The organism is Bacillus sp. ZY-1-1 (genome assembly GCF_003047165.1).
In the GTDB taxonomy this organism is placed as follows: domain Bacteria; phylum Bacillota; class Bacilli; order Bacillales; family Bacillaceae; genus Bacillus; species Bacillus velezensis.
The window spans coordinates 3,020,279-3,040,168 of record NZ_CP027061.1 but is presented as its reverse complement, the minus strand read 5'-3'; the positions used below and the strand labels follow the sequence as shown (position 1 = coordinate 3,040,168).

Below are 19,890 nucleotides of genomic sequence, written 5' to 3'. Positions count from 1 at the left end.
TGCCCTTTCAGCGGAAAGGAGGGGCTTTTTATGAAAAGGTATGCCGCAGAACGATTCATTCAAATGCTTGTGATCTTATTCGGTACGTCCTTTATTATTTTTTTCTTATTCGCCATGCTGCCGGGCGACTATATTGATTCCAATGTAAACCTGACTCCGGAAAGAGCGAAGGAGTTAAAAGCGCTTTACGGGCTGGATCAGCCGATTTGGCAGCGTTATGTGACATGGCTCGGAAATGTGCTCAGCGGAGATTTTGGGTTTTCTTTGAAATATCAGGAGAACGTCCTGTCACTGCTTCGGAAATATGTCTGGAATTCGTTTTTTGTCGCGTTTTTGGCGTTGCTTGTCACATGGTCAGCCGCGATGATAACGGGTGTCATATCCGCTGTCAGGAAATACTCATGGTTTGACGGGATCGTGACGTTTCTTGTTTTTGCTTCCATGGCGTTTCCGTCTTTTTTTATCAGCCTTCTGTTTATTAAGTGGTTTGGGGTGGATTTGAAAATATTGCCCGTCGGCGGGATGATTGATACCGGCAGCACGAGTACAGGTTTTTCGTACGTGCTTGAAGCCGCCAGACATATGATTCTTCCGGTCGTGATTTTATCTATGCTCGGCATCGGCTCGCTGACAAGGTATTTCCGCTCCGGCATGCTGGACGTGATCAGACAGGATTATATCAGAACGGCGAGAGCGAAGGGATTGAAAGAGCGCACCGTCATCTGGAAACATGCGTTGAAAAACGCGCTTATTCCGGCCATCACCCTGCTTGCTTTTGAACTGCCGGGACTGTTTTCCGGAGCCATCATTATTGAACAGATTTTCGGGTGGCCGGGTGTCGGACGTATTCAGCTTGAATCTGTGCATTATCGTGATTATCCGGTTTTGATGGCGTTTACCTTGTTTTTGTCTTGTTTAACGATTGTAGGGAACTTCTTGGCGGATATCGCTTATGCCGCGGTTGATCCGCGGGTCAGGCTGAAATAGGGGGTGTTCGGAATGAAAAAACAAAAAGAGGTGCCGCCTTCTCTTTGGAAGCAGACGTACCGCCGCCTGCTGCAGCATAAGCTGACGGTCATCAGTCTTCTTTTCTTATGTTTTATGTTTTTATTGTGCTTTATCGGGCCGTCTTTTTCTCCGTACATAACAGATCGGACGGATATTTCAAATGCCAATCAGCATCCGGGAATCCATCACTGGCTGGGCACCGACCAGTACGGGAGAGATGTGCTGACGAGGCTGATGCTGGCGGGGCAGATTTCTCTGACCGTGGGGCTTGCTTCAATGGTGCTGTCGCTTGTCATCGGCTCTTTACTCGGGGCTGCGGCCGGGTTTTATCGGGGAGCCGCTGATATGATCATTATGCGCATTGCTGATATGCTCATGTCCATCCCGGGCCTGCCGCTGCTTTTGATTTTGGCTGCGGTGATGTCGGAGTGGAAAGTGCCTTCTGAATACAGAATGTACCTGATTATGATGATGTTAAGCCTGATCGGATGGCCCGGTTTGGCGCGGCTTGTACGCGGACAGATTTTGTCGCTGAAGGAGCAGCCGTTTATGATGGCCGCGGAAGTTTTGGGGCTTAGTGATAAACGGAAAATCCTCTATCATTTGCTTCCCAATACATTGCCGTTATTATTGGTAGCGGCGACTTTGCATGTGGCGGGAGCGATGCTGAGTGAATCTGCGCTGAGTTTTCTCGGGCTTGGCGTTGCTCCGCCTACACCTTCTTGGGGAAACATGATGGAAGCGGCGAATCATTTTATGGATTTTACACTCCGCCCGTGGCTGTGGATTCCGCCGGGAACGGCCATTTTTCTGACCGTTGTGGCGATTCATCTGCTTGGAGACGGTTTAAGAGACGCTTTTGATCCTAAGGTAAAACGGCAGGTGAAAATGAAATGAAAAAACCGCTTTTAGAAGTAAGGCATTTGGAAACGGCTTTTTATACAGAGGAGGGTGCGGTAAAGGCCGTGGACGGAGTCAGCTTTACGATACATGAGGAGGAAACGGTTTGTATTGTAGGAGAGTCCGGCTGCGGGAAAAGTATGGCGTCATTGTCCATTATGCAGCTTATTCCCGAGACGGGGAGAATCGAACGGGGAGCGGTGCATTTTTCCGGACAGAACCTGTTGGAACTGAAACCAAAAGACATGCAGAAAATCCGCGGAAGCGAAATCGGGATGATTTTTCAGGAACCGATGACATCTTTGAATCCGGTATTTACAATCGGTGAGCAGCTGACCGAACCGATTCGCGAACATTTGTTGCTGAGTAAGAAAGAGGCATGGCGAAAGGCCGTTGAACTGATCACGTTAGTGGGGATCCCGAATGCCGAGCAGGTTATGAACCGATATCCTCATGAGCTGAGCGGCGGCATGCTGCAGCGCATCATGACGGCTGTCGCGCTAAGCTGCGATCCGAAACTGATCATTGCCGACGAGCCGACGACAGCGCTTGACGTAACCATTCAGGCGCAGATATTGGATTTATTGCGGGATATGAAAAAGCAATTTCGCACGTCTATTTTATTCATTACTCATGACCTTGGCGTGGTTGCTGAAATGGCTGATTATGTGATTGTCATGTATGCGGGAAAAATTGTGGAGGAAGGACCGGTTGCAGAGCTGTTTTCTGATCCGAAGCATCCGTATACGAAAGGGCTGCTCGCGGCCAAGCCGGTTATCGGTCAAAAAAGGGAGACGCTGTACACCATTCCGGGGCAGGTCCCCGAGCTTGCGGACCTGTCCGGATCGTCTTGTTATTTTGCGGAGCGATGTGAACACAGCACGGAAATATGCCGGAGATCGAGCCCGCATTTTACTGAATTCGGGAAGGGGCATCAGGCGGCGTGCTGGCTTTACAGAGAGGAGAAAGCAGATGAGTGATGTGTTGCTGGAGGTCAAGGGGCTGAAAAAATATTACGAGGAGCATGGGGGGATGAGAAAGACTCATAAAAAACCCGTAAAAGCGGTTGACGGTGTCAGTTTTACGATAGGAAAGGGAGAAGTGTTCGGCTTAGCGGGAGAATCGGGCAGCGGAAAGTCATCAATCGGCAAGACCATTTTGAGGCTTCATGAGAAAACAGGGGGAGAGGTGTTTTTTCAGGGGCGTGATGTGTTTCGGATGAGCCGGCGCGAGCTCAAAACTTTCAGATCGGAAGCGCAGCTCATCTTTCAAGATCCGTTCAGTTCTTTAAATCCCCGGCGCCGGATTGGAGAAGCCATCGGTGAAGCGATGATCGAGCATCAATTGGCGGTGAAGCGGAACGCGCGTGATAAAGCGGCGGAAGTTCTTGAAGCCTGCGGACTTTCCGCAAACTTTATCGACCGATATCCGCATGAATTTTCCGGAGGGCAGCGGCAGCGGATCGTGATTGCAAGAGCGATGGCGCTCAAGCCGCAATTTATCATTATGGATGAACCCGTGGCGGCGTTAGATGTCTCCATCCAGGCGCAGATGATCAATTTGTTCAGCAGCCTTCAAAAACAGCACGGGCTGTCATATTTGTTCATTTCTCATGATTTAAGCGTGGTGGAGCACTTATGTACGAAGGTCGCCATTATGTATTTAGGGACGATTGTGGAATATGCGTCAAAGGAGGAGCTCTTTTCACGGCCGCTTCACCCTTATACGAAAGCGCTGTTATCAGCCGTGCCTGTTCCTGATCCCGGAGCGAAAAGGGAGCGGATAATTTTAAAGGGTGATATACCGAGCCCCTCTGATCCGCCTTCAGGCTGTAAATTCCGGACGAGATGTCCGGCAGCCAAGAAGATATGTGCTGAGAAAAGTCCGGCGCTGTCAGAAAAAGGGCTTCATCATTTTGCGGCATGCCACTTCGTGTAATTGAGAAAAAAACGGTTTTATTGATAATGAACATAAAAAACCTGCCGGGCAGACCGGCAGGTTTTTTGATGTTATTTTGGTGACGGCAGTCCGAGTCCTTCGGCAACGCGTCTGCCGTATTCAGGATCAGCCTTGTAGAAGTGGCCGATCTGGCGCAGCTTAATTTCTTCTTTTTCCACAGGTTTCATCGCACTGACGATATTGGCGACAAGGCGCGCGCGCTCTTCCTCGCTCATCAGGCGGTACAGGTCGCCGGCTTGTGTGTAATGATCATGATGATTATAGCTTACACTGTCAGCGAAACCTGATATAGGATATGCCGCCTGTTTATCTTCAGGTGACTCTTTCGGGCCACCGAAGCTGTTAGGCTCGTAATAGACGGAGCGGCCGCCGTTATCATCAAAACGCATTTGTCCGTCACGCTGATAGTTTTTCACTTCATTGCGGGAACGGTTGATCGGCAGCGCCTGATGGTTCGCGCCGACACGGTAGCGATGCGCGTCATGGTATGCGAACAACCGGCCTTGAAGCATTTTGTCAGGTGAGACGTCGACGCCGGGGACTAATGTGCCGGGAGAGAACGTCGCCTGTTCTACTTCCGCAAAGTAATTTTCCGGATTGCGGTTCAGAACCATGCGGCCGACTTCGATCAGCGGATAGTCTTTTTGAGACCACACTTTTGTGACGTCAAACGGATCAAAGCGATATGTGTTTGCATCTTCTAACGGCATGATTTGAACATATAATTTCCATGCGGGGAAATCGCCGTTTTCAATCGCATTGAACAAATCTTCCGTATGGTAATCGGGATTTTCGCCGGCGATTTTTGCGGCTGTATTAACATCAAGGTTTTTCACGCCTTGCTCTGTTTTAAAGTGATATTTAATCCAGACGCCTTCGCCTTTATCATTTGTCCATTTAAATGTATGGCTTCCGAATCCGTGCATATGTCGAAGAGTCGCCGGAATGCCCCGGTCTGACATCAGAATGGTTACCTGGTGCAGGGATTCGGGTGACAAAGACCAGAAATCCCAAACGGCCGTCGGATTTTTCAGATGTGTTCTCGGATCTCTTTTTTGTGTATGGATAAAGTCAGGGAACTTGATGGCATCGCGGATGAAGAACACGGGTGTATTGTTTCCGACGATGTCGTAGTTTCCTTCTTCTGTATAAAATTTAACGGCAAATCCGCGCGGGTCGCGCACTGTGTCACTAGAGCCCAGTTCGCCCGCAACGGTTGAGAAACGGATGAAAAGCGGCGTGCGTTTACCGACTTCTGACAGAAATGCGGCTTTCGTATATTTTGTAACGTCATTTGTGACTTCAAAATAACCGTGTGCGCCCGCGCCTTTTGCGTGAACGACACGCTCCGGAACGCGTTCTCTGTTAAAGTGCGCCAATTTCTCAAGCAGATGGACGTCTTGTATTAAAGCAGGACCGCGATCGCCGGCCGTCATTGAGTTTTGGTTATCTCCGACAGGAGCGCCCCAGCTGGTTGTCAATTTATTTGAACTCATGTGATCACCTCTTTAAATTTATAAGAACATAATATCACCTATCAGTAAAAAGTCAATATTATTTTATAATGATTATAAAATAATGATTTTTATTATCGAAAAGAAAGTATGGGTTTAAAAACCTACTTGACTGACGGGAACAATGGGTTTAATATGAGAAAAAATAGAAACCGCTGACTTGGACACAAGAGGCTCTTATTCTTCACTGGATAAGGGCCTTTTTTTATTGTCAGGCGGTAAGGGAGGCGGCGATTGTATGCTTTTCAGGCAGCATTTTAAACCAGTCGATATTCACGGTCATCTGCCGTACAGCCTTAATTTCGGCAAAAACGATAAGACATTTTCCGATTATAACCGGGAGCGGTCGGAAAGAATGAATCTCACTTGGGATTTTCCTGATCCGCATGATGTTGATGGCGATGACGGCGAAATCGCTTTGATGACAAGATGGGAGAAAGAATTAGATAAGTACGGCATTGACGTGCTGAATTTTTTAACAGCAGAGAGCAATGACCGGATGGCGGCGTTTATTCAAGCCAATCCCGCGAGGTTTACCGGATTTACATATCATCCTTTGGAACAAAAGGATGCGTATGAGGAGCTGAAAAGAGCGGTTGAAGAGCTCGGTCTGAAAGGATATAAACTGTTCGGGCCGCTGACAGACATCGAGTTTCATGATCCGTCGCTGAAAAAGCTGTGGACGTATCTGGCTGACAAAAGACTGCCTGTATTAATTCACTTCGGACTTTTAGGGAGAGCGGGGGGCATTGTCAGCCATCGCAACATCAACCCGCTCTCCATCTATCGCGTCGCGAGAGAGTATGCTGATATACCGTTCATCATTCCGCATTTCGGCGCCGGATATTATCAGGAACTGCTGCAGCTGTGCTGGAGCTGCCCGAATGTGTATATTGACACGTCCGGCTCAAATCAGTGGATGAGGTGGATGCCGTACCGGCTTGATTTGGAAATTCTGTTTCGAAAGACATCTGAATTAATCGGTGCTGAACGGATCATCTTCGGGACGGATTCGAACGGATTTCCGAGAGGATATGTATACAGATATCTTCAGGAGCAGGTGAGGACCTGCCGGGAAATCAATATGCGGGAAGAAGATATAGAAAACATTTTCGGCAACAACGCGCGGACATTATTGAAAATCGCCCGGAAAGAAAAGGAAGTAAATACGTGATACAGCCGATGCGCTCTTTGGCAGGTTTATGCCGGAAGGCGCATTTTTAATTCATACAAAAAACAGTTGACAAGTCGGAATAATTTGAATTAACATGATATTCAAATTTAAAAACAAACGGGTTGCCGATCGGACCGCCGAAGGCTCCCATCTCTGCAAGCAATCGGAGATGGGGGCCTTTTTGTTTTTCGATCGCATGCGGCAGAAAGAGAGGGGAAGACAGATGGCTGTAACCATCAGCATACAAGAAAAAGCTTTTGAGCATGAAGGCCGGAAAACGCCGGTGCTGAATGATATTGAGCTGTCAATTGCATCGGGAGAATTTTTGACTGTCATCGGACCGAGCGGATGCGGCAAAAGCACGCTTTTAAAATTGATTGCCGGTCTTGATACCGATTATAAAGGCTCTGTCGCAATAAACGGCCGCAATGTGTCGGGACCGGGCATCCGGCAGGGATTTATCTTTCAGGAGCACCGGCTGTTTCCCTGGCTGACGGTAAAACAAAACATCGCTGCCGATCTCAATATGAACGACCCGGCCGTTCGGAAAAAAGTGGATGATCTGATTGAGGTTGTCAGGCTGCAGGGAGCGGAGAACGCTTATCCGCGCGAATTATCCGGCGGCATGTCGCAGCGGGTTGCCATCGCCAGAGCCCTTTTGCGTGAGCCGGAGGTGCTGCTTTTAGATGAACCGTTCGGGGCGCTTGACGCTTTTACGAGAAAACATTTGCAGGATGTGCTGCTTGATATATGGCGCGAGAAAAAAACGACGATGATTCTTGTCACGCATGATATTGATGAATCCGTCTATTTAGGCGATAAGCTGGCGATCCTCAGGGCAAAGCCCGGCCGGCTGCACAGCCTGATGCCGATTCAGCTTCCGCATCCGCGCAATCGGACGTCAGCGAATTTTCAGGCCGTCCGGCAGAAGGTGCTTTCTGAATTTGAGAAAACGGAAGACCTCCGGTTTGCGGATGGGTCCGGAATATAGAAGGGACGAAGCGAAGTGAAAAAAATCATCATTCTTTTAGCTGCAGCAGTCATGATGTCAGCCGGATGCAGTGCCGACGGGACAGGAGGGAGCGGGGAAACGGTGAAAGAAATCCGGATCGGCATCCAGCAGAGTTTAAGCCCGCTTCTCATTGCCAAGGAAAAAGGCTGGTTTGAAGAGGCCTTCAAAAAAGACGGAATAAAAGTAAAATGGGTCGAATTCCAAAGCGGTCCTCCGCAATTTGAAGGTCTTGCCGCCGATAAGCTTGATTTTTCCCAGGTCGGCAATTCACCGGTCATTTCCGGTCAGGCGGCGGGAATTGATTTTAAAGAGATCGGGCTGTCTCAGGACGGGTTAAAGGCAAACGGCATTCTCGTAAACAAGGGCAGCGGGATTCAGAGCCTGAAAGAATTGAAAGGTAAAAAAATCGCCGTAGCCAAAGGCAGCAGCGGCTTTGATTTTCTCTATAAAGCTTTAGATAAAGCGGGGCTTTCCGCCGATGACGTCACTATCATCCAGCTTCAGCCTGATGAGGCGGTTTCCGCTTTTGAAAACAAATCAGTTGACGCATGGTCCATTTGGGAGCCGTATTTGTCGATTGAAACGCTGCAGCACGGGGCGGAAATATTGGCGAACGGAGAAAGCACAGATTTATATTCTCCCGGTTTCACATTAGTCAGAACGGGATTTTCCAAAGAACACCCGGATGAGGTTGTCCGTTTTCTGAAAGTGTTCAATAAAGCAGTTACATGGCAAAAGGAACACAAAGATAAAGCCGTCTCCTTATATGCGAAAATCAAACATCTTGATCCGAAAGTCGTCAGAAACGTGCTTAACAATACTGAGCCTCTCAATGAACCGATCGATGATGATATTGTCAAAGCCCAGCAGGAAACCGCTGATTTTCAATATCGAACAAAAGCGATTCATAAGAAAATTCATGTAAAAGACGTTGTCGACAATTCATTTATTAAAAAAGCGCTTGAAACGGGGGATGGCAAGTAATGAAAGCAGAAGCATCAACGGCTGCCGGCGCAATAAGCCAATCAGAAAAGAAAGCTCTGGCAAGATCCCGGAAGTATTCATACCAATGGATGAAAGGGATTGTACTCCCGGCTGCGGTCATCGCAGTATGGCAGTTTATCGCAAGTCTGGGCATCGTCTCGGCCGCGGTGCTCCCGTCGCCTGTCGTCATCTTGCAGACGTTTCAGGAACTTCTTCTTTCAGGTGAGCTTTGGGGTCATTTAGAGATCAGTTTATACCGGGCGGCTGCCGGATTTCTGCTTGGCGCGGGCCTCGGACTTGTTTTCGGGCTGCTGGTCGGTTTCTCAAAGCGGACGGAAGCATATCTTGATCCGTCTCTGCAAATGCTCAGGACGGTTCCGCACTTGGCCGTGACTCCTCTGTTCATTTTGTGGTTCGGATTTGATGAGACATCTAAAATTCTGCTGATCGCATTGGGGGCTTTTTTCCCCGTGTACATTAATACGTTTCTCGGACTCCGCAGTGTGGACGCGAAGCTGTTTGACGTCGCGCGGGTGCTGGAATTTAATTGGTATCAGCAGATGACGAAATTAATTCTTCCGGCATCTCTGCCGAATATCCTGCTCGGCATCAGGCTCTCCCTAGGCATTGCGTGGCTCGGTCTCGTGGTGGCGGAACTGATGGGATCGAGCGAGGGCGTCGGTTATATGATTATGGATGCCAGGCAATTCTCACAGACAAATAAGGTGTTTGTCGGCATTATCATTTTTGCGGCTGTCGGCAAGCTGACAGATGCATTGGTCAGAATGCTCGAACGGAAACTATTAAAATGGCGGAACAGTTATGAAGGATAACCTATTAAAAAAGGAGAGATTCATATGGAGATTCTTTGGTTTATTCCGACGCATGGTGACGGCCGGTATTTAGGGACGCAAACGGGAGGGAGAACGGCGGATCATCTTTATTTTAAGCAAGTGGCACAGGCGGCGGACAGACTCGGGTATACGGGGGTTCTGCTGCCGACGGGGAGATCATGTGAAGACCCGTGGCTGACGGCTGCCGCTTTAGCGGGGGAAACGAGTGACTTGAAATTTTTAGTGGCGGTCCGTCCGGGACTGATGCAGCCGTCTGTCGCCGCGAGAATGGCGTCGACAATGGACCGGCTGTCAGACGGCCGTTTGCTCGTAAATGTCGTAGCGGGCGGAGATCCTTATGAACTGGCGGGAGACGGCATGTTTATCAGCCACGATGAACGTTATAAGGCGACTGAAGAATTTTTAACCGTCTGGCGCGGACTCATGCGGGGCGAAACGGTGACATATGAAGGGGACCATATCAAAGTGGAAAACAGCAACCTCCTGTTTCCGCCAAAACAGTCTCCGCATCCGCCATTATATTTCGGCGGTTCATCACAAGCGGGAATTGAGGCTGCTGCGAAACATACAGATGTCTATTTAACATGGGGAGAGCCGCCGGAGCAGGTAAAAGAAAAGATTGAAACCGTTAAAAAACAGGCTGCGAAGGAAGGAAGGACGATGCGTTTTGGCATCAGACTTCACGTGATTATCCGGGAGACTGAGGAAGAGGCATGGGAAGCGGCTGAACGATTAATCAGCCACTTAGACGAAGAGACAATTGCGAAAGCGCAGGCTGCGCTCCGGCGCGCTGATTCATCGGGACAAAAACGGATGGCCGATCTTCATAACGGTGACCGCTCGAAGCTTGAGATCAGCCCGAATCTCTGGGCCGGCATCGGACTGGTCAGAGGCGGAGCGGGCACGGCGCTTGTCGGTGATCCGCAGACTGTCGCTGATCGAATTTTAGAGTATCAGGCACTCGGCATTGAGTCGTTTATCTTTTCAGGCTATCCGCATCTGGAAGAAGCTTATTATCTGGCTGAACTCGTGTTTCCGCTTCTGCCGTTTCAGAATGAGCGGACTAAAAAGCTTGAGCGCAGATTGGGTGAAGCAATGGGAAACGACCATTTTGCAAGAGGAAATAAAGCGACAGTCTGATGACGTCGCAAGGCGGATCATTGACGGCGGGTGCTTTCTGCGGTTTCATTTCCGGGGAAATGCCGGCAGTGAAGGCGGGTATTCACCCGCCTTTTTAAGCGCTTAGCTTGCACGATGCTCATATGGATGATATGATACAAAACGTAATTATTACGATTTGTTAGGAGTGCTGAAATGGCAAAAAAATCAAAAGTAATCAAAGAGCTCAAGCGGCAGAAGCTTGTTGAACAATATGCGGACATCCGAAGAGAATTAAAGGCAAAAGGCGACTGGGAAGCGCTGAGCAAACTGCCGCGTGATTCTGCTCCGGCCAGGCTTCATAACCGCTGTACGGTGACGGGGCGGCCCCGCGGATATATGAGAAAATTTAAACTGTCCAGAATCGCATTCAGGGAGCTGGCCCATAAAGGCCGGGTTCCCGGGGTGAAAAAAGCGAGCTGGTAACATAAAAAACTCCGGATCTGTCATGAACCGGAGTTTTTGCCGTGCTTATGAAAAGTGAAAACATAAGCCAAATGCTGAATCATCATCAGAATGAAAATCAAAAGAATCGGAAAAAAAGGTAGATGCGGCTGAACCAGCGGATAAAACAAAAGCAGAACGGCTGCGGCCGGCAATGAGAAGTAAACGGCGATATAAGAAGAACGGCAAGCTTTAGCCGTCATCATTCGTTCTCTTTCATCCTGCTCCTCAAATTCATCGGGCACAAGCCTGTGCTTTTTGCCGTTTCGCTTTTTCTTTTCGGCATAGATATACAATGCGGCACAAACGGTAAACAGCAGAAACGGAGTGATATTCAGCTCAAATGAACCGCTCCCCTCCGTTTGGAAAAACTGAGCGATCCGCGGCGCCGCTTCCATAAAGGAAATAAGCGTCCAGCAGGCCAATCCGTAGAGTGCAAGGTGAAAACACGCTTTTCTTTTCAAACTCATTTTTTCTCCTCCTCCAGCCAGAAAACTTCCTCCATCGGCAGGGAGAAAGCCCGGCAGATGTTAAGCGCCAATAAGAGTGAAGGCACATAATCTCCTTTTTCAATCGCTGCAATCGTCTGTCTAGTGGCTCCGGCTTCTTTTCCGAGCGTTTCCTGAGAATAGCCGAATCTGGCTCTCAGCTCTTTTACTTTATTTTTCATCATCAGGGCGTACCTCAAGTTTTCTTCTTTTTTATATTGTATGAGATTCTTAACAAAATGTAAACTTGACTTAACATGCGGACAAAAAAAGAATTTTTTTCGACAAATTTTTTAACATTCCCTTGACGAAAAAAAAATATACATGTAATATTAGAAACATCAAATCGGTACTGACAAAAAACTTTGATGCGGGTGTAGTTTAGTGGTAAAACCTCAGCCTTCCAAGCTGATGTCGTGAGTTCGATTCTCATCACCCGCTCCATACATACGTTATTAACGCAGTGTTTCGTTTCTCTGATAAACGAAGTATTGCGTTTTTTTATGTGAAAAAAGACACGAAGGCGTGTCTTTTTATGAAAGCCAAGAGACGGTATGCGTGCCTCCGTGAATTTGTTCAAACATTTTGGTCAAGGATGATAGCAGCTCATCCGCCGCGTCGGCATGAAATGAAGGCGGGAAAAAGATCAGCTGCAGCATTTTCTTTGTGCCGGTTGTTACAGGGCGGGTGTTGATATGTCCGGTAAGGCCGCCGAAAATGCCGCCAGAGTCGGAGAAAGCAAGTACGTGTTCTTTTTCTCCGATTGTAATCGAAATCGGTTCATCTATTTCTGCGGCGTCATACGCCATGATGGGCAATGAATATTTCAAGGAGAAAAAAAGTATGGTATCATGGGCTGAATTCACACTTTCAATGAATCGTTCCAGGGAAATATCGCCGAGCATAAGCTCCATCGGCGTTTTTTGTCCTGAAAAGGCGGGACTGAGCTGTTCCATCATACGCGCCCACTCTTTAACAAAAGGCTGCTCATCTATACCGCCGTCAGCATAATCAAAGTAAAGAGATTCTTGAAATAAACGGAGGCGGCCTTTCAGCATTTGCGGAGCAGGCCCGACTTCGATCTGTTCATATAAGACGGCTGCCGCTTTGATCCCCGGCACCCGTTCAGCAATAAGTGGATCTAAACTGATGTTCAAGTGTGTTCACTCCATTTCGGGATGATAAAACTCTATTATACCCGTGCGGGAGCCTGATCACAAAGAAAGGAGGCTGTGCAAAAAATGAATATTCATAAACTGAAAGAGGAATTAATCGAATACGCCAAAAGCATCGGAGTCGACAAAATCGGGTTTACAACGGCTGATACGTTCGACAGTCTGCGGGACCGGCTGATTCTTCAGGAATCACTCGGCTATTTATCCGGTTTTGAAGAGCCGGATATTGAAAAACGGGTTACTCCGTCTTTGCTTCTCCCGAAAGCCAAATCAATCGTCGCCATCGCCCTTGCTTATCCTTCCAAAATGAAAGATGCGCCGAAGAGCACGAGAGACGGGCGGCGCGGCATTTTTTGCAGAGCTTCCTGGGGGAAGGATTACCATGATGTGCTGCGGGAAAAGCTTGATCTGCTGGAAAATTTTCTCCAAAGCAAACATGAGGATATCCGCACAAAGTCAATGGTGGATACAGGAGAATTGTCCGACAGGGCCGTGGCTGAACGGGCGGGAATCGGCTTCAGCGCCAAAAACTGCATGATCACCACGCCTGAATACGGTTCTTACGTCTATCTGGCTGAAATGATCACCAATCTGCCCTTTGAACCGGATGTGCCGATTGAAGATATGTGCGGTACGTGCACAAAATGTCTAGACGCTTGTCCGACCGGCGCACTCGTCAATCCCGGACAGCTTAACGCCCAGCGCTGTATTTCGTTCCTGACCCAGACAAAGGGATTTTTGCCGGATGAGTTCCGCACGAAAATCGGAAACCGTCTGTATGGCTGTGACACGTGCCAGACGGTCTGTCCGATTAATAAGGGGAAAGATTTTCATCTTCATCCGCAGATGGAGCCTGATCCGGAAATCGCAAAGCCGCTGTTAAAGCCGCTTTTGACCATAAGCAACCGCGAATTCAAAGAAAAATTCGGACATGTATCGGGATCATGGCGCGGCAAGAAGCCGATACAGCGGAATGCGATTTTAGCTTTGGCTCATTTTAAAGATGCCTCGTCTCTTCCGGAATTAACGGTCTTGATGCACCAAGATCCGCGCCCCGTCATCAGGGGTACGGCCGCCTGGGCCATCGGGAAAATCGGTGATCCTGATTATGCGGAGGAATTAGAAAAAGCGCTTCAAAAGGAGCAGGATGAGGACGCCATACGGGAAATTGAAAAGGGACTGGAGCTGTTATCGGTTTCTGATAAGACTAAAACCGGCCGGTCCTGACATATGTATAGAGAAAAAGCACTTGGCCGGAGTTCAAGTGTTTTTTCTTTATAAAATCGTATGGTGGGTGGAGCGCTTGAAGCATATTATTGAAGATTTAGCGGAGGCCCGGCTTCATTATTTAATCAACGGAACCGAGATGAGGCAGAATGGGCAGGCCGGCGATCTTGAGGTCCTGACGAGAAAAAAAGAGCTGTTTGAAAAACGGAAAGTTGATATCGTGAAGGCGAAGGCAAAAGCCGTCATTGTCAAAAGCAGTCTTGAGGACGACGGCACGTTATGTGTCATGTACACGATTCATTTCGAATATTTGTGCAAGGAGCATGACGGACACCTTTACTTAGAAGAGCAGATTGAGGAACGGATTGCATTTCTCTATGATGAGCTTTTGATTAAAGACCGGGAAGTAAAGAAAAAACCGGCTGGATTTTCTGACGGAAACAGCGTAATTGAATATGAGCGGAGTGAACGGGAAGATTTCGGGCGGGCGTTTCAATACGACCGTCTGGCTGCCGTGCAGTACGCGGAGAAGTTTTGGAATAAACGAAATCCCGCTTATAAAAATTTCAGCGATAATTGCACCAATTTTATTTCCCAATGTTTACATGCCGGAAAAGCACCGATGCGGGGGCATCCGAACAGAGGCTCAGGCTGGTGGATGAAGGCAAGCTCGTGGAGCTACAGCTGGACGGTCGCGCATTCGATGAAGATGTATCTGGCCCAATCCAAGGCAGGGCTTCGCGCAGTGCAAGTATCAAGAGCTGAAGAACTGATGCCCGGAGATATCATTTGCTATGATTTTGAAGGAGACGGCCGTTTTAATCATACGGCGATCGTGGTCGCAAAAGATAAAAGCAATATGCCGCTCGTCAATGCCCAAACGTATGACAGCAGGATGAGATATTGGTCATATGAGGATTCAACGGCGTATACTCCTTCCATCAGATATGCGTTTTTTCATATTACGGATGATACGACAAAAGAGTAATTAATGATATAATGGTGGGCGGAATAAAAAACAGAGGTGAACATCGTGGCATTACATGTCGTTTTATATCAACCCGAAATCCCGGCCAATACGGGAAATATCGCACGTACTTGTGCGGCAACAGACACAACGCTTCATTTGATCCGCCCGCTCGGATTCTCAACCGATGATAAAATGCTGAAGCGCGCCGGACTCGATTATTGGGAGTTCGTCAACGTCGTATATCATGATTCATTGGAAGAGTTATTTGAAGCATATGAGAACGGAAAGTTTTTCTTCATTACAAAATTCGGTCAAAAGCCGCACACATCATTTGATTACTCAAATACGGAGGAAGACTTTTTCTTCGTATTCGGCAGAGAAACGAGCGGACTTCCGAAAGAATTGATCGAAAACAATATGGACCGCTGCCTGCGTCTGCCGATGACCGAGCATGTGAGATCATTAAATCTGTCCAACACGGCCGCGATTCTTGTATATGAAGCGCTGCGCCAGCAAAATTACAGAGATTTGACGTGAGAAAAAACGCCCGCATCCGGGCGTTTTTTTATTGAATAAAAAAGACAGGCAGCAGCGGTTTACGGCATTTTTATATTTCCGGGCTTAACAACGTAACAGTGTTATGTTACAATACGTTCATCGAAGGAGCTGGATTCATGGAGGAACAACTGATTTCTAAAAAAGAATTGCTGGAAGAAACATCAATTTCATACGGGCAGCTGTACCGGTGGAAACGGAAAAATTTAATTCCTGAAGAATGGTTTATCCGAAAATCGACGTTTACAGGCCAGGAAACATTTTTTCCGAGAGCGGAAATATTAAAACGCATCTCAAAAATACAGGAAATGAAAGAAAATCTGTCTCTGGATGAAATGAGAGAAATGCTGTCTCCGCAAATGACTGATGTCAATATAACGTCTGCGGAACTGCTTCAAAAGGGACTGATTTCAAAAGCCGCGCTGCAAGTTTATGGCGAAGACGGCGTGACATTCACGTCCCGCGCGCTGCTGTCTTTATATGTGCTTGAAGGGTTTTTGCAATCGGGCAATATCAGCCTTGAGGAAGGAAAATTGGCGGCGGGGGTGCTGAAAACGTATGAGGCTTCCGAGCTGAAAGCGAATACGGAGCTTGTCATGCTCCGAAAGCTTGGCGTAACGACGTGCTTCATCGCAGACGCGGAACATATTTTATTTGAACCGACTGTCAAAGTGGTTGAACGGGTGGCGCTTGCTGCGGCATCGGAAGAATTAAAAACGAAATGGATGCAGGAGGACCATCAATGGAAGTAACAGATAAATTAATCATTAACGGTTCGGGAAGTTCAAAAGGAGGCCGTTTTCATACAGTGGAGATCAACGGGAGCGGCACGGTGTCAGGTGATGTGGAGTGCACGAGCCTTTTGTTTAACGGCAGCGGAAAAACAGACGGACATGTCAAGACGCAAACGCTGACAATCAGCGGTTCGGGGAAAATCTCCGGCAGTGCCGAAGCTGAATCCATCCGTATCAACGGAACGGGTGTCATTAAAGGTGATGTCAAAACGGAGCGGCTGAACGTCGCGGGATTTTCGTCTTTCGGCGGCGGTGTGAAAGCTGATGATATTTTCATATCCGGGAAAGCCGGGATTGAAGGTGATTGCGAGACAGAGACATTCCGTTCGGAAGGCAAATGCAAGATCGGCGGCCTGCTGAATGCCGATGAAGTCAGTATGAAGCTGGCGGCGGGAGAAAGCCGGGTGAAAGAAATCGGCTGCCGCCATTTGAAGGTGATGAGCAGAAAGAGTGTGCTTACGCGTTTTAAGCTGATGCCGGCCCCGGTGCTGACAGCAGAGCTGATTGAGGGTGACATCATTGAATTGGCGGACACGAACGCGAAGACAGTCCGCGGAAATCATGTGCGGATCGGCGCGGGCTGCACCATTGGGACGGTGGAATACAGCGGCGATTTTACATGTGATCCTACCGCTTTGGTTAACAAAGTCGTGAAACGATAGGAGGAGCTGCAATGGAAACGACAAAAAAATTGAGTCATTTAAAAATGTACGGAGCCGGACACGCTTCCGGCGGTTCCTACCAAAATGTAAGCATTAAAGGGGAAGGAACTGTCGGCGAAGGACTTCAAAGCGAACGCTGCCGGATATTCGGCACGGGACTTTTTCTCGGAGATGCCGAGATCAACAGGCTGAAAATTTTCGGAGAGCATGAAGTTGCAGGAGACTTATCAGCACATTCAGCAAATGTGATCGGCACATTGAAAATTGGCGGCTCCATGCGTTTCGCCAGAATGAGGCTGAAGGGACTTGCTGAAATTGGCGGCGGGGCCGCGGGAGAACAGTGTCATATAAAAGGCAGTCTCACCGTCGGCGGCGATTGCGAGACGGAGCTGCTTCATGTAACAGGATGTATCAATGTGGCGGGATTGTTAAACGCAGGGGACGTAAACATCCATTTGCGTTATGACCGAAGCCGCGTGAAAGAAATCGGCGGCACATCGATCACCGTCAGACGGAAACCCGGTTTTCTTAAACGGAAAGCCGGCATGCTTTCTGCTGAATTGATCGAAGGAGACGCAATTTACCTCGAATACACGGAAGCGGACATCGTCAGAGGGAAGCGTGTGGAAATCGGCCCGGGCTGCAAAATCGGAAAAATCGAGTATCAAACAAGCTGTAAGTCTCATGAAAAATCAACTGTCCAAGAACATATTCAAATATGAAACATTGTTATGTTGTACAGGAAAGGGTGCTCTTCATAAAGAGCACCCTTTTGCCGTTATTTGTTTTCAGGTTTGCTGTCGTAACCCGCAGTAAAAATGGATACTAAAAAAGTGAGAATGACCCCAAGTAAAATGATCGTTTTCATCATGTCTCCTCCTCTTTGCTTTTCCATTTGATGTCCGAGTCTGGATGAAACTGTATTTCTTTCATTATGAACGGTGCACCGGACCCTTGTCAATGACGGCCTTATAACGTCTTTATTTTTAAGAAACGAAAAGCATGTATTATCACGTCACCGCATAGATTGTAACAAAGTACCTTATTTCTAGTGCATTAACCATGATAGAGGAGGTTCTTATGGATATATTAAAGAAAATTGAAAAGTACAGAGAGGAAGAGCAGCGTCTCAAATGGGAAGGGACGTTCGCTGATTATTTGGAGATCATAAAAGAAAATCCATTGGTCGCGCAGTCTGCTCATTCTCGCGTTTTTAATATGATAAAAGACAGCGGAATCGAGGAGGATGACGGGAAAAAGACATACAGCTTTTTCTCGCGGGAGCTGTTCGGCCTTGAGGAATCTCTGGAACGGCTCGTGGAGGAATACTTTCACCCGGCTGCCAAGCGGCTCGATGTGAGAAAACGGATTTTACTATTGATGGGACCCGTCAGCGGCGGAAAGTCAACTCTTGTCACCATGCTGAAAAAAGGGCTTGAAGCCTACTCATTGACAGATAACGGCGCTGTTTACGCCATTAAAGGCTGCCCGATGCATGAAGATCCTCTCCATCTCATTCCCCATCATCTGCGCGACGACTTCTACAGAGAATACGGCATCAGAATTGAGGGCAGCCTTTCTCCGCTTAATGTCATGCGGCTTGAAGAAGAATACGGCGGCAGAATTGAGGATGTTAAAGTTGAACGTATATTCTTCTCGGAGGATAAACGTACCGGAATCGGAACCTTCAGCCCGTCTGACCCGAAATCACAGGATATCGCCGATTTGACGGGGAGCATTGATTTTTCGACGATTGCCGAATACGGTTCGGAATCAGATCCGCGCGCTTATCGGTTTGACGGTGAATTAAATAAAGCGAACCGCGGAATGATGGAATTTCAGGAAATGCTGAAATGCGATGAAAAATTTCTGTGGCACCTTCTGTCACTCACGCAGGAAGGGAATTTCAAAGCCGGACGGTTTGCGCTCATCTCAGCCGACGAATTGGTTGTTGCGCATACGAACGAAACGGAGTACCGCTCGTTTATTGCCAATAAGAAAAACGAAGCCCTTCACTCCAGGATCATCGTGATGCCTGTTCCTTATAATTTAAAGGTGTCAGAGGAAGAACGGATTTATGAAAAAATGATTTCTGAAAGTGATGTTTCTGACGTACACATCGCCCCCCATACATTAAAAGTGGCTGCGATGTTTTCTATTTTGACCCGGCTGAAGGAACCGAACCGCTCTGATATTGATCTCGTCAAAAAAATGAGGCTCTATGACGGAGAAAGCGTTGAAGGTTACAATTCCGTTGATCTGGAGGATATGAAGAAGGAATTCCATGATGAAGGAATGAGCGGAATTGACCCGCGCTATGTCATCAACCGCATTTCCTCAACGATTATCAGAAAAAATATGGAATCCATCAATTCGCTTGACGTGCTGCGTTCCTTAAAAGAAGGACTCGACCAGCATCCGTCCATCTCAGCCGAGGACAAAGAGCGGTATATGAATTTTATTTCCGCCGCCAGGAAAGAGTACGATGACATCGCCAAAAAGGAAGTGCAGAAGGCGTTCGTTTATTCATATGAAGAATCCGCGAAAACTCTCATGGACAATTATTTAGATAATGTGGAAGCGTACTGCAATAAAAATAAGCTTCGCGATCCGCTGACGGGTGAAGAAATGAATCCTGACGAAAAACTGATGAGATCCATTGAAGAGCAGATCGGCATTTCAGAAAACGCCAAAAAAGCGTTCCGCGAAGAAATCTTAATCCGCATATCCGCCTATGCAAGAAAAGGAAAACGCTTTGACTATAATTCGCACGAAAGACTCCGCGAAGCGATTCAGAAAAAGCTGTTCGCAGACTTAAAAGATGTAGTGAAAATTACGACCTCCACCAAAACGCCGGATGAACAGCAGCTTAAAAAGGTCAATGAGGTAGTGGCAAGGTTAATAGATGAACACGGCTATAATTCGACTAGCGCTAATGAACTGCTGAAGTATGTCGGAAGCTTGTTAAACCGCTGATATTTGATTTCATTGAGAGGCCCGTCTGTAAAAGGA

The 19,890-nt window shown here is 47.8% G+C and carries 21 protein-coding genes and 1 tRNA gene; 18 read left to right on the top strand and 4 right to left on the bottom strand.

Annotated features, from left to right (window positions below):
• Positions 1 to 30 precede the first annotated feature (30 nt).
• Genes C5I45_RS15115 through C5I45_RS15100 form a run of 4 tightly spaced genes read left to right on the top strand, consistent with a single transcriptional unit; the run spans position 31 to position 3,846 of the window.
• The gene (locus C5I45_RS15115) at positions 31 to 987 is read left to right on the top strand and encodes an ABC transporter permease (RefSeq protein WP_007610211.1); all 957 of its coding nucleotides are present in this window, start codon (positions 31 to 33) and stop codon (positions 985 to 987) included.
• 12 nt (positions 988 to 999) lie between these two features.
• Positions 1,000 to 1,905 (top strand): oligopeptide ABC transporter permease, encoded by a 906-nt coding sequence (gene opp4C / locus C5I45_RS15110; RefSeq protein ID WP_003155427.1) that lies wholly within the window; start codon positions 1,000 to 1,002, stop codon positions 1,903 to 1,905.
• The gene (locus tag C5I45_RS15105; protein ID WP_107994484.1) at positions 1,902 to 2,888 is read left to right on the top strand and encodes an ABC transporter ATP-binding protein; all 987 of its coding nucleotides are present in this window, start codon (positions 1,902 to 1,904) and stop codon (positions 2,886 to 2,888) included. The genes opp4C and C5I45_RS15105 overlap by 4 nt, the downstream gene beginning before the upstream one ends.
• Positions 2,881 to 3,846, top strand: coding sequence for an ABC transporter ATP-binding protein (locus C5I45_RS15100; protein ID WP_014304668.1), 966 nt, complete (start codon positions 2,881 to 2,883; stop codon positions 3,844 to 3,846). Before C5I45_RS15105 ends, C5I45_RS15100 begins: the two co-directional genes overlap by 8 nt.
• Before the next feature lie 71 nt (positions 3,847 to 3,917).
• On the opposite strand, the gene katA is transcribed toward C5I45_RS15100, so the two are convergent.
• Positions 3,918 to 5,363, bottom strand: a complete 1,446-nt coding sequence (katA, locus tag C5I45_RS15095) for a catalase KatA (protein WP_057080141.1) — start codon at positions 5,361 to 5,363, stop codon at positions 3,918 to 3,920.
• Positions 5,364 to 5,619: 256 nt separating this feature from the next.
• On the opposite strand from katA, the gene C5I45_RS15090 reads away from it, so the two are divergent.
• The 6 genes from C5I45_RS15090 to rpsN all read left to right on the top strand — a co-directional run bounded on the left by C5I45_RS15090 (position 5,620) and on the right by rpsN (position 10,989).
• The gene (locus tag C5I45_RS15090; protein ID WP_107994483.1) at positions 5,620 to 6,555 is read left to right on the top strand and encodes an amidohydrolase family protein; all 936 of its coding nucleotides are present in this window, start codon (positions 5,620 to 5,622) and stop codon (positions 6,553 to 6,555) included.
• 223 nt (positions 6,556 to 6,778) lie between these two features.
• Positions 6,779 to 7,546 (top strand): ABC transporter ATP-binding protein, encoded by a 768-nt coding sequence (locus C5I45_RS15080; RefSeq protein WP_107994482.1) that lies wholly within the window; start codon positions 6,779 to 6,781, stop codon positions 7,544 to 7,546.
• Positions 7,547 to 7,561: 15 nt separating this feature from the next.
• On the top strand, positions 7,562 to 8,551 hold the full coding sequence (locus C5I45_RS15075; protein ID WP_088037042.1) for an aliphatic sulfonate ABC transporter substrate-binding protein: 990 nt from the start codon (positions 7,562 to 7,564) through the stop codon (positions 8,549 to 8,551).
• Entirely contained in the window at positions 8,551 to 9,384 is an 834-nt protein-coding gene (locus C5I45_RS15070) for an ABC transporter permease (protein WP_003155411.1), read from the top strand. The genes C5I45_RS15075 and C5I45_RS15070 overlap by 1 nt, the downstream gene beginning before the upstream one ends.
• Positions 9,385 to 9,408: 24 nt before the next feature.
• A complete protein-coding gene (gene ssuD, locus C5I45_RS15065; protein ID WP_003155410.1) occupies positions 9,409 to 10,545 on the top strand; it encodes an FMNH2-dependent alkanesulfonate monooxygenase in 1,137 nt (378 codons plus the stop codon).
• Positions 10,546 to 10,719: 174 nt separating this feature from the next.
• Positions 10,720 to 10,989 (top strand): 30S ribosomal protein S14, encoded by a 270-nt coding sequence (gene rpsN / locus C5I45_RS15060; RefSeq protein WP_014417259.1) that lies wholly within the window; start codon positions 10,720 to 10,722, stop codon positions 10,987 to 10,989.
• Between the two features lie 20 nt (positions 10,990 to 11,009).
• Here the strand turns inward: rpsN and C5I45_RS15055 are convergent, their stop codons facing one another.
• A complete protein-coding gene (locus C5I45_RS15055; RefSeq protein ID WP_107994481.1) occupies positions 11,010 to 11,477 on the bottom strand; it encodes a hypothetical protein in 468 nt (155 codons plus the stop codon).
• Entirely contained in the window at positions 11,474 to 11,677 is a 204-nt protein-coding gene (locus C5I45_RS15050) for a helix-turn-helix transcriptional regulator (RefSeq protein ID WP_003155407.1), read from the bottom strand. The genes C5I45_RS15055 and C5I45_RS15050 overlap by 4 nt, the downstream gene beginning before the upstream one ends.
• A gap of 188 nt (positions 11,678 to 11,865) precedes the next feature.
• Between C5I45_RS15050 and C5I45_RS15045 the strand changes: the two genes are divergently transcribed.
• Positions 11,866 to 11,939, top strand: a tRNA-Gly gene (locus C5I45_RS15045).
• 89 nt (positions 11,940 to 12,028) lie between these two features.
• Here C5I45_RS15045 and C5I45_RS15040 read toward each other — a convergent pair.
• Positions 12,029 to 12,652: a hypothetical protein gene (locus C5I45_RS15040; protein ID WP_014304675.1), complete on the bottom strand. Its 624-nt coding sequence runs from the start codon at positions 12,650 to 12,652 to the stop codon at positions 12,029 to 12,031.
• 84 nt (positions 12,653 to 12,736) lie between these two features.
• Between C5I45_RS15040 and queG the strand changes: the two genes are divergently transcribed.
• The 7 genes from queG (at position 12,737) to prkA (ending at position 19,854) form a co-directional block, all read left to right on the top strand.
• Positions 12,737 to 13,897, top strand: coding sequence for a tRNA epoxyqueuosine(34) reductase QueG (gene queG, locus C5I45_RS15035; protein WP_107994480.1), 1,161 nt, complete (start codon positions 12,737 to 12,739; stop codon positions 13,895 to 13,897).
• 76 nt (positions 13,898 to 13,973) lie between these two features.
• A complete protein-coding gene (locus C5I45_RS15030; protein WP_038461770.1) occupies positions 13,974 to 14,885 on the top strand; it encodes an amidase domain-containing protein in 912 nt (303 codons plus the stop codon).
• A gap of 36 nt (positions 14,886 to 14,921) precedes the next feature.
• On the top strand, positions 14,922 to 15,404 hold the full coding sequence (gene trmL / locus C5I45_RS15025; RefSeq protein WP_007610253.1) for a tRNA (uridine(34)/cytosine(34)/5-carboxymethylaminomethyluridine(34)-2'-O)-methyltransferase TrmL: 483 nt from the start codon (positions 14,922 to 14,924) through the stop codon (positions 15,402 to 15,404).
• A gap of 137 nt (positions 15,405 to 15,541) precedes the next feature.
• A complete protein-coding gene (locus C5I45_RS15020; RefSeq protein WP_107994479.1) occupies positions 15,542 to 16,174 on the top strand; it encodes a YhbD family protein in 633 nt (210 codons plus the stop codon).
• Positions 16,165 to 16,878: a polymer-forming cytoskeletal protein gene (locus tag C5I45_RS15015; RefSeq protein WP_231040458.1), complete on the top strand. Its 714-nt coding sequence runs from the start codon at positions 16,165 to 16,167 to the stop codon at positions 16,876 to 16,878. The genes C5I45_RS15020 and C5I45_RS15015 overlap by 10 nt, the downstream gene beginning before the upstream one ends.
• A gap of 11 nt (positions 16,879 to 16,889) precedes the next feature.
• Complete coding sequence (locus C5I45_RS15010) at positions 16,890 to 17,600, top strand: hypothetical protein (protein ID WP_057080137.1); 711 nt, start codon at positions 16,890 to 16,892, stop codon at positions 17,598 to 17,600.
• Positions 17,601 to 17,958: 358 nt separating this feature from the next.
• A complete protein-coding gene (gene prkA / locus C5I45_RS15005) occupies positions 17,959 to 19,854 on the top strand; it encodes a serine/threonine protein kinase PrkA (protein ID WP_003155391.1) in 1,896 nt (631 codons plus the stop codon).
• Positions 19,855 to 19,890: the final 36 nt, after the last annotated feature.

What these genes read in the sequence shown, in the direction of transcription:
- C5I45_RS15115 (WP_007610211.1), top strand. Translation starts at nt 31, where the DNA reads ATGAAAAGGTATGCCGCAGAACGATTCATTCAAATGCTTGTGATCTTA.
- opp4C (WP_003155427.1), top strand. Translation starts at nt 1,000, where the DNA reads ATGAAAAAACAAAAAGAGGTGCCGCCTTCTCTTTGGAAGCAGACGTAC.
- C5I45_RS15105 (WP_107994484.1), top strand. Translation starts at nt 1,902, where the DNA reads ATGAAAAAACCGCTTTTAGAAGTAAGGCATTTGGAAACGGCTTTTTAT.
- C5I45_RS15100 (WP_014304668.1), top strand. Translation starts at nt 2,881, where the DNA reads ATGAGTGATGTGTTGCTGGAGGTCAAGGGGCTGAAAAAATATTACGAG.
- katA (WP_057080141.1), bottom strand. Translation starts at nt 5,363, where the DNA reads ATGAGTTCAAATAAATTGACAACCAGCTGGGGCGCTCCTGTCGGAGAT.
- C5I45_RS15090 (WP_107994483.1), top strand. Translation starts at nt 5,620, where the DNA reads ATGCTTTTCAGGCAGCATTTTAAACCAGTCGATATTCACGGTCATCTG.
- C5I45_RS15080 (WP_107994482.1), top strand. Translation starts at nt 6,779, where the DNA reads ATGGCTGTAACCATCAGCATACAAGAAAAAGCTTTTGAGCATGAAGGC.
- C5I45_RS15070 (WP_003155411.1), top strand. Translation starts at nt 8,551, where the DNA reads ATGAAAGCAGAAGCATCAACGGCTGCCGGCGCAATAAGCCAATCAGAA.
- ssuD (WP_003155410.1), top strand. Translation starts at nt 9,409, where the DNA reads ATGGAGATTCTTTGGTTTATTCCGACGCATGGTGACGGCCGGTATTTA.
- rpsN (WP_014417259.1), top strand. Translation starts at nt 10,720, where the DNA reads ATGGCAAAAAAATCAAAAGTAATCAAAGAGCTCAAGCGGCAGAAGCTT.
- C5I45_RS15055 (WP_107994481.1), bottom strand. Translation starts at nt 11,477, where the DNA reads ATGAGTTTGAAAAGAAAAGCGTGTTTTCACCTTGCACTCTACGGATTG.
- C5I45_RS15050 (WP_003155407.1), bottom strand. Translation starts at nt 11,677, where the DNA reads ATGAAAAATAAAGTAAAAGAGCTGAGAGCCAGATTCGGCTATTCTCAG.
- queG (WP_107994480.1), top strand. Translation starts at nt 12,737, where the DNA reads ATGAATATTCATAAACTGAAAGAGGAATTAATCGAATACGCCAAAAGC.
- C5I45_RS15020 (WP_107994479.1), top strand. Translation starts at nt 15,542, where the DNA reads ATGGAGGAACAACTGATTTCTAAAAAAGAATTGCTGGAAGAAACATCA.
- C5I45_RS15015 (WP_231040458.1), top strand. Translation starts at nt 16,165, where the DNA reads ATGGAAGTAACAGATAAATTAATCATTAACGGTTCGGGAAGTTCAAAA.
- C5I45_RS15010 (WP_057080137.1), top strand. Translation starts at nt 16,890, where the DNA reads ATGGAAACGACAAAAAAATTGAGTCATTTAAAAATGTACGGAGCCGGA.
- prkA (WP_003155391.1), top strand. Translation starts at nt 17,959, where the DNA reads ATGGATATATTAAAGAAAATTGAAAAGTACAGAGAGGAAGAGCAGCGT.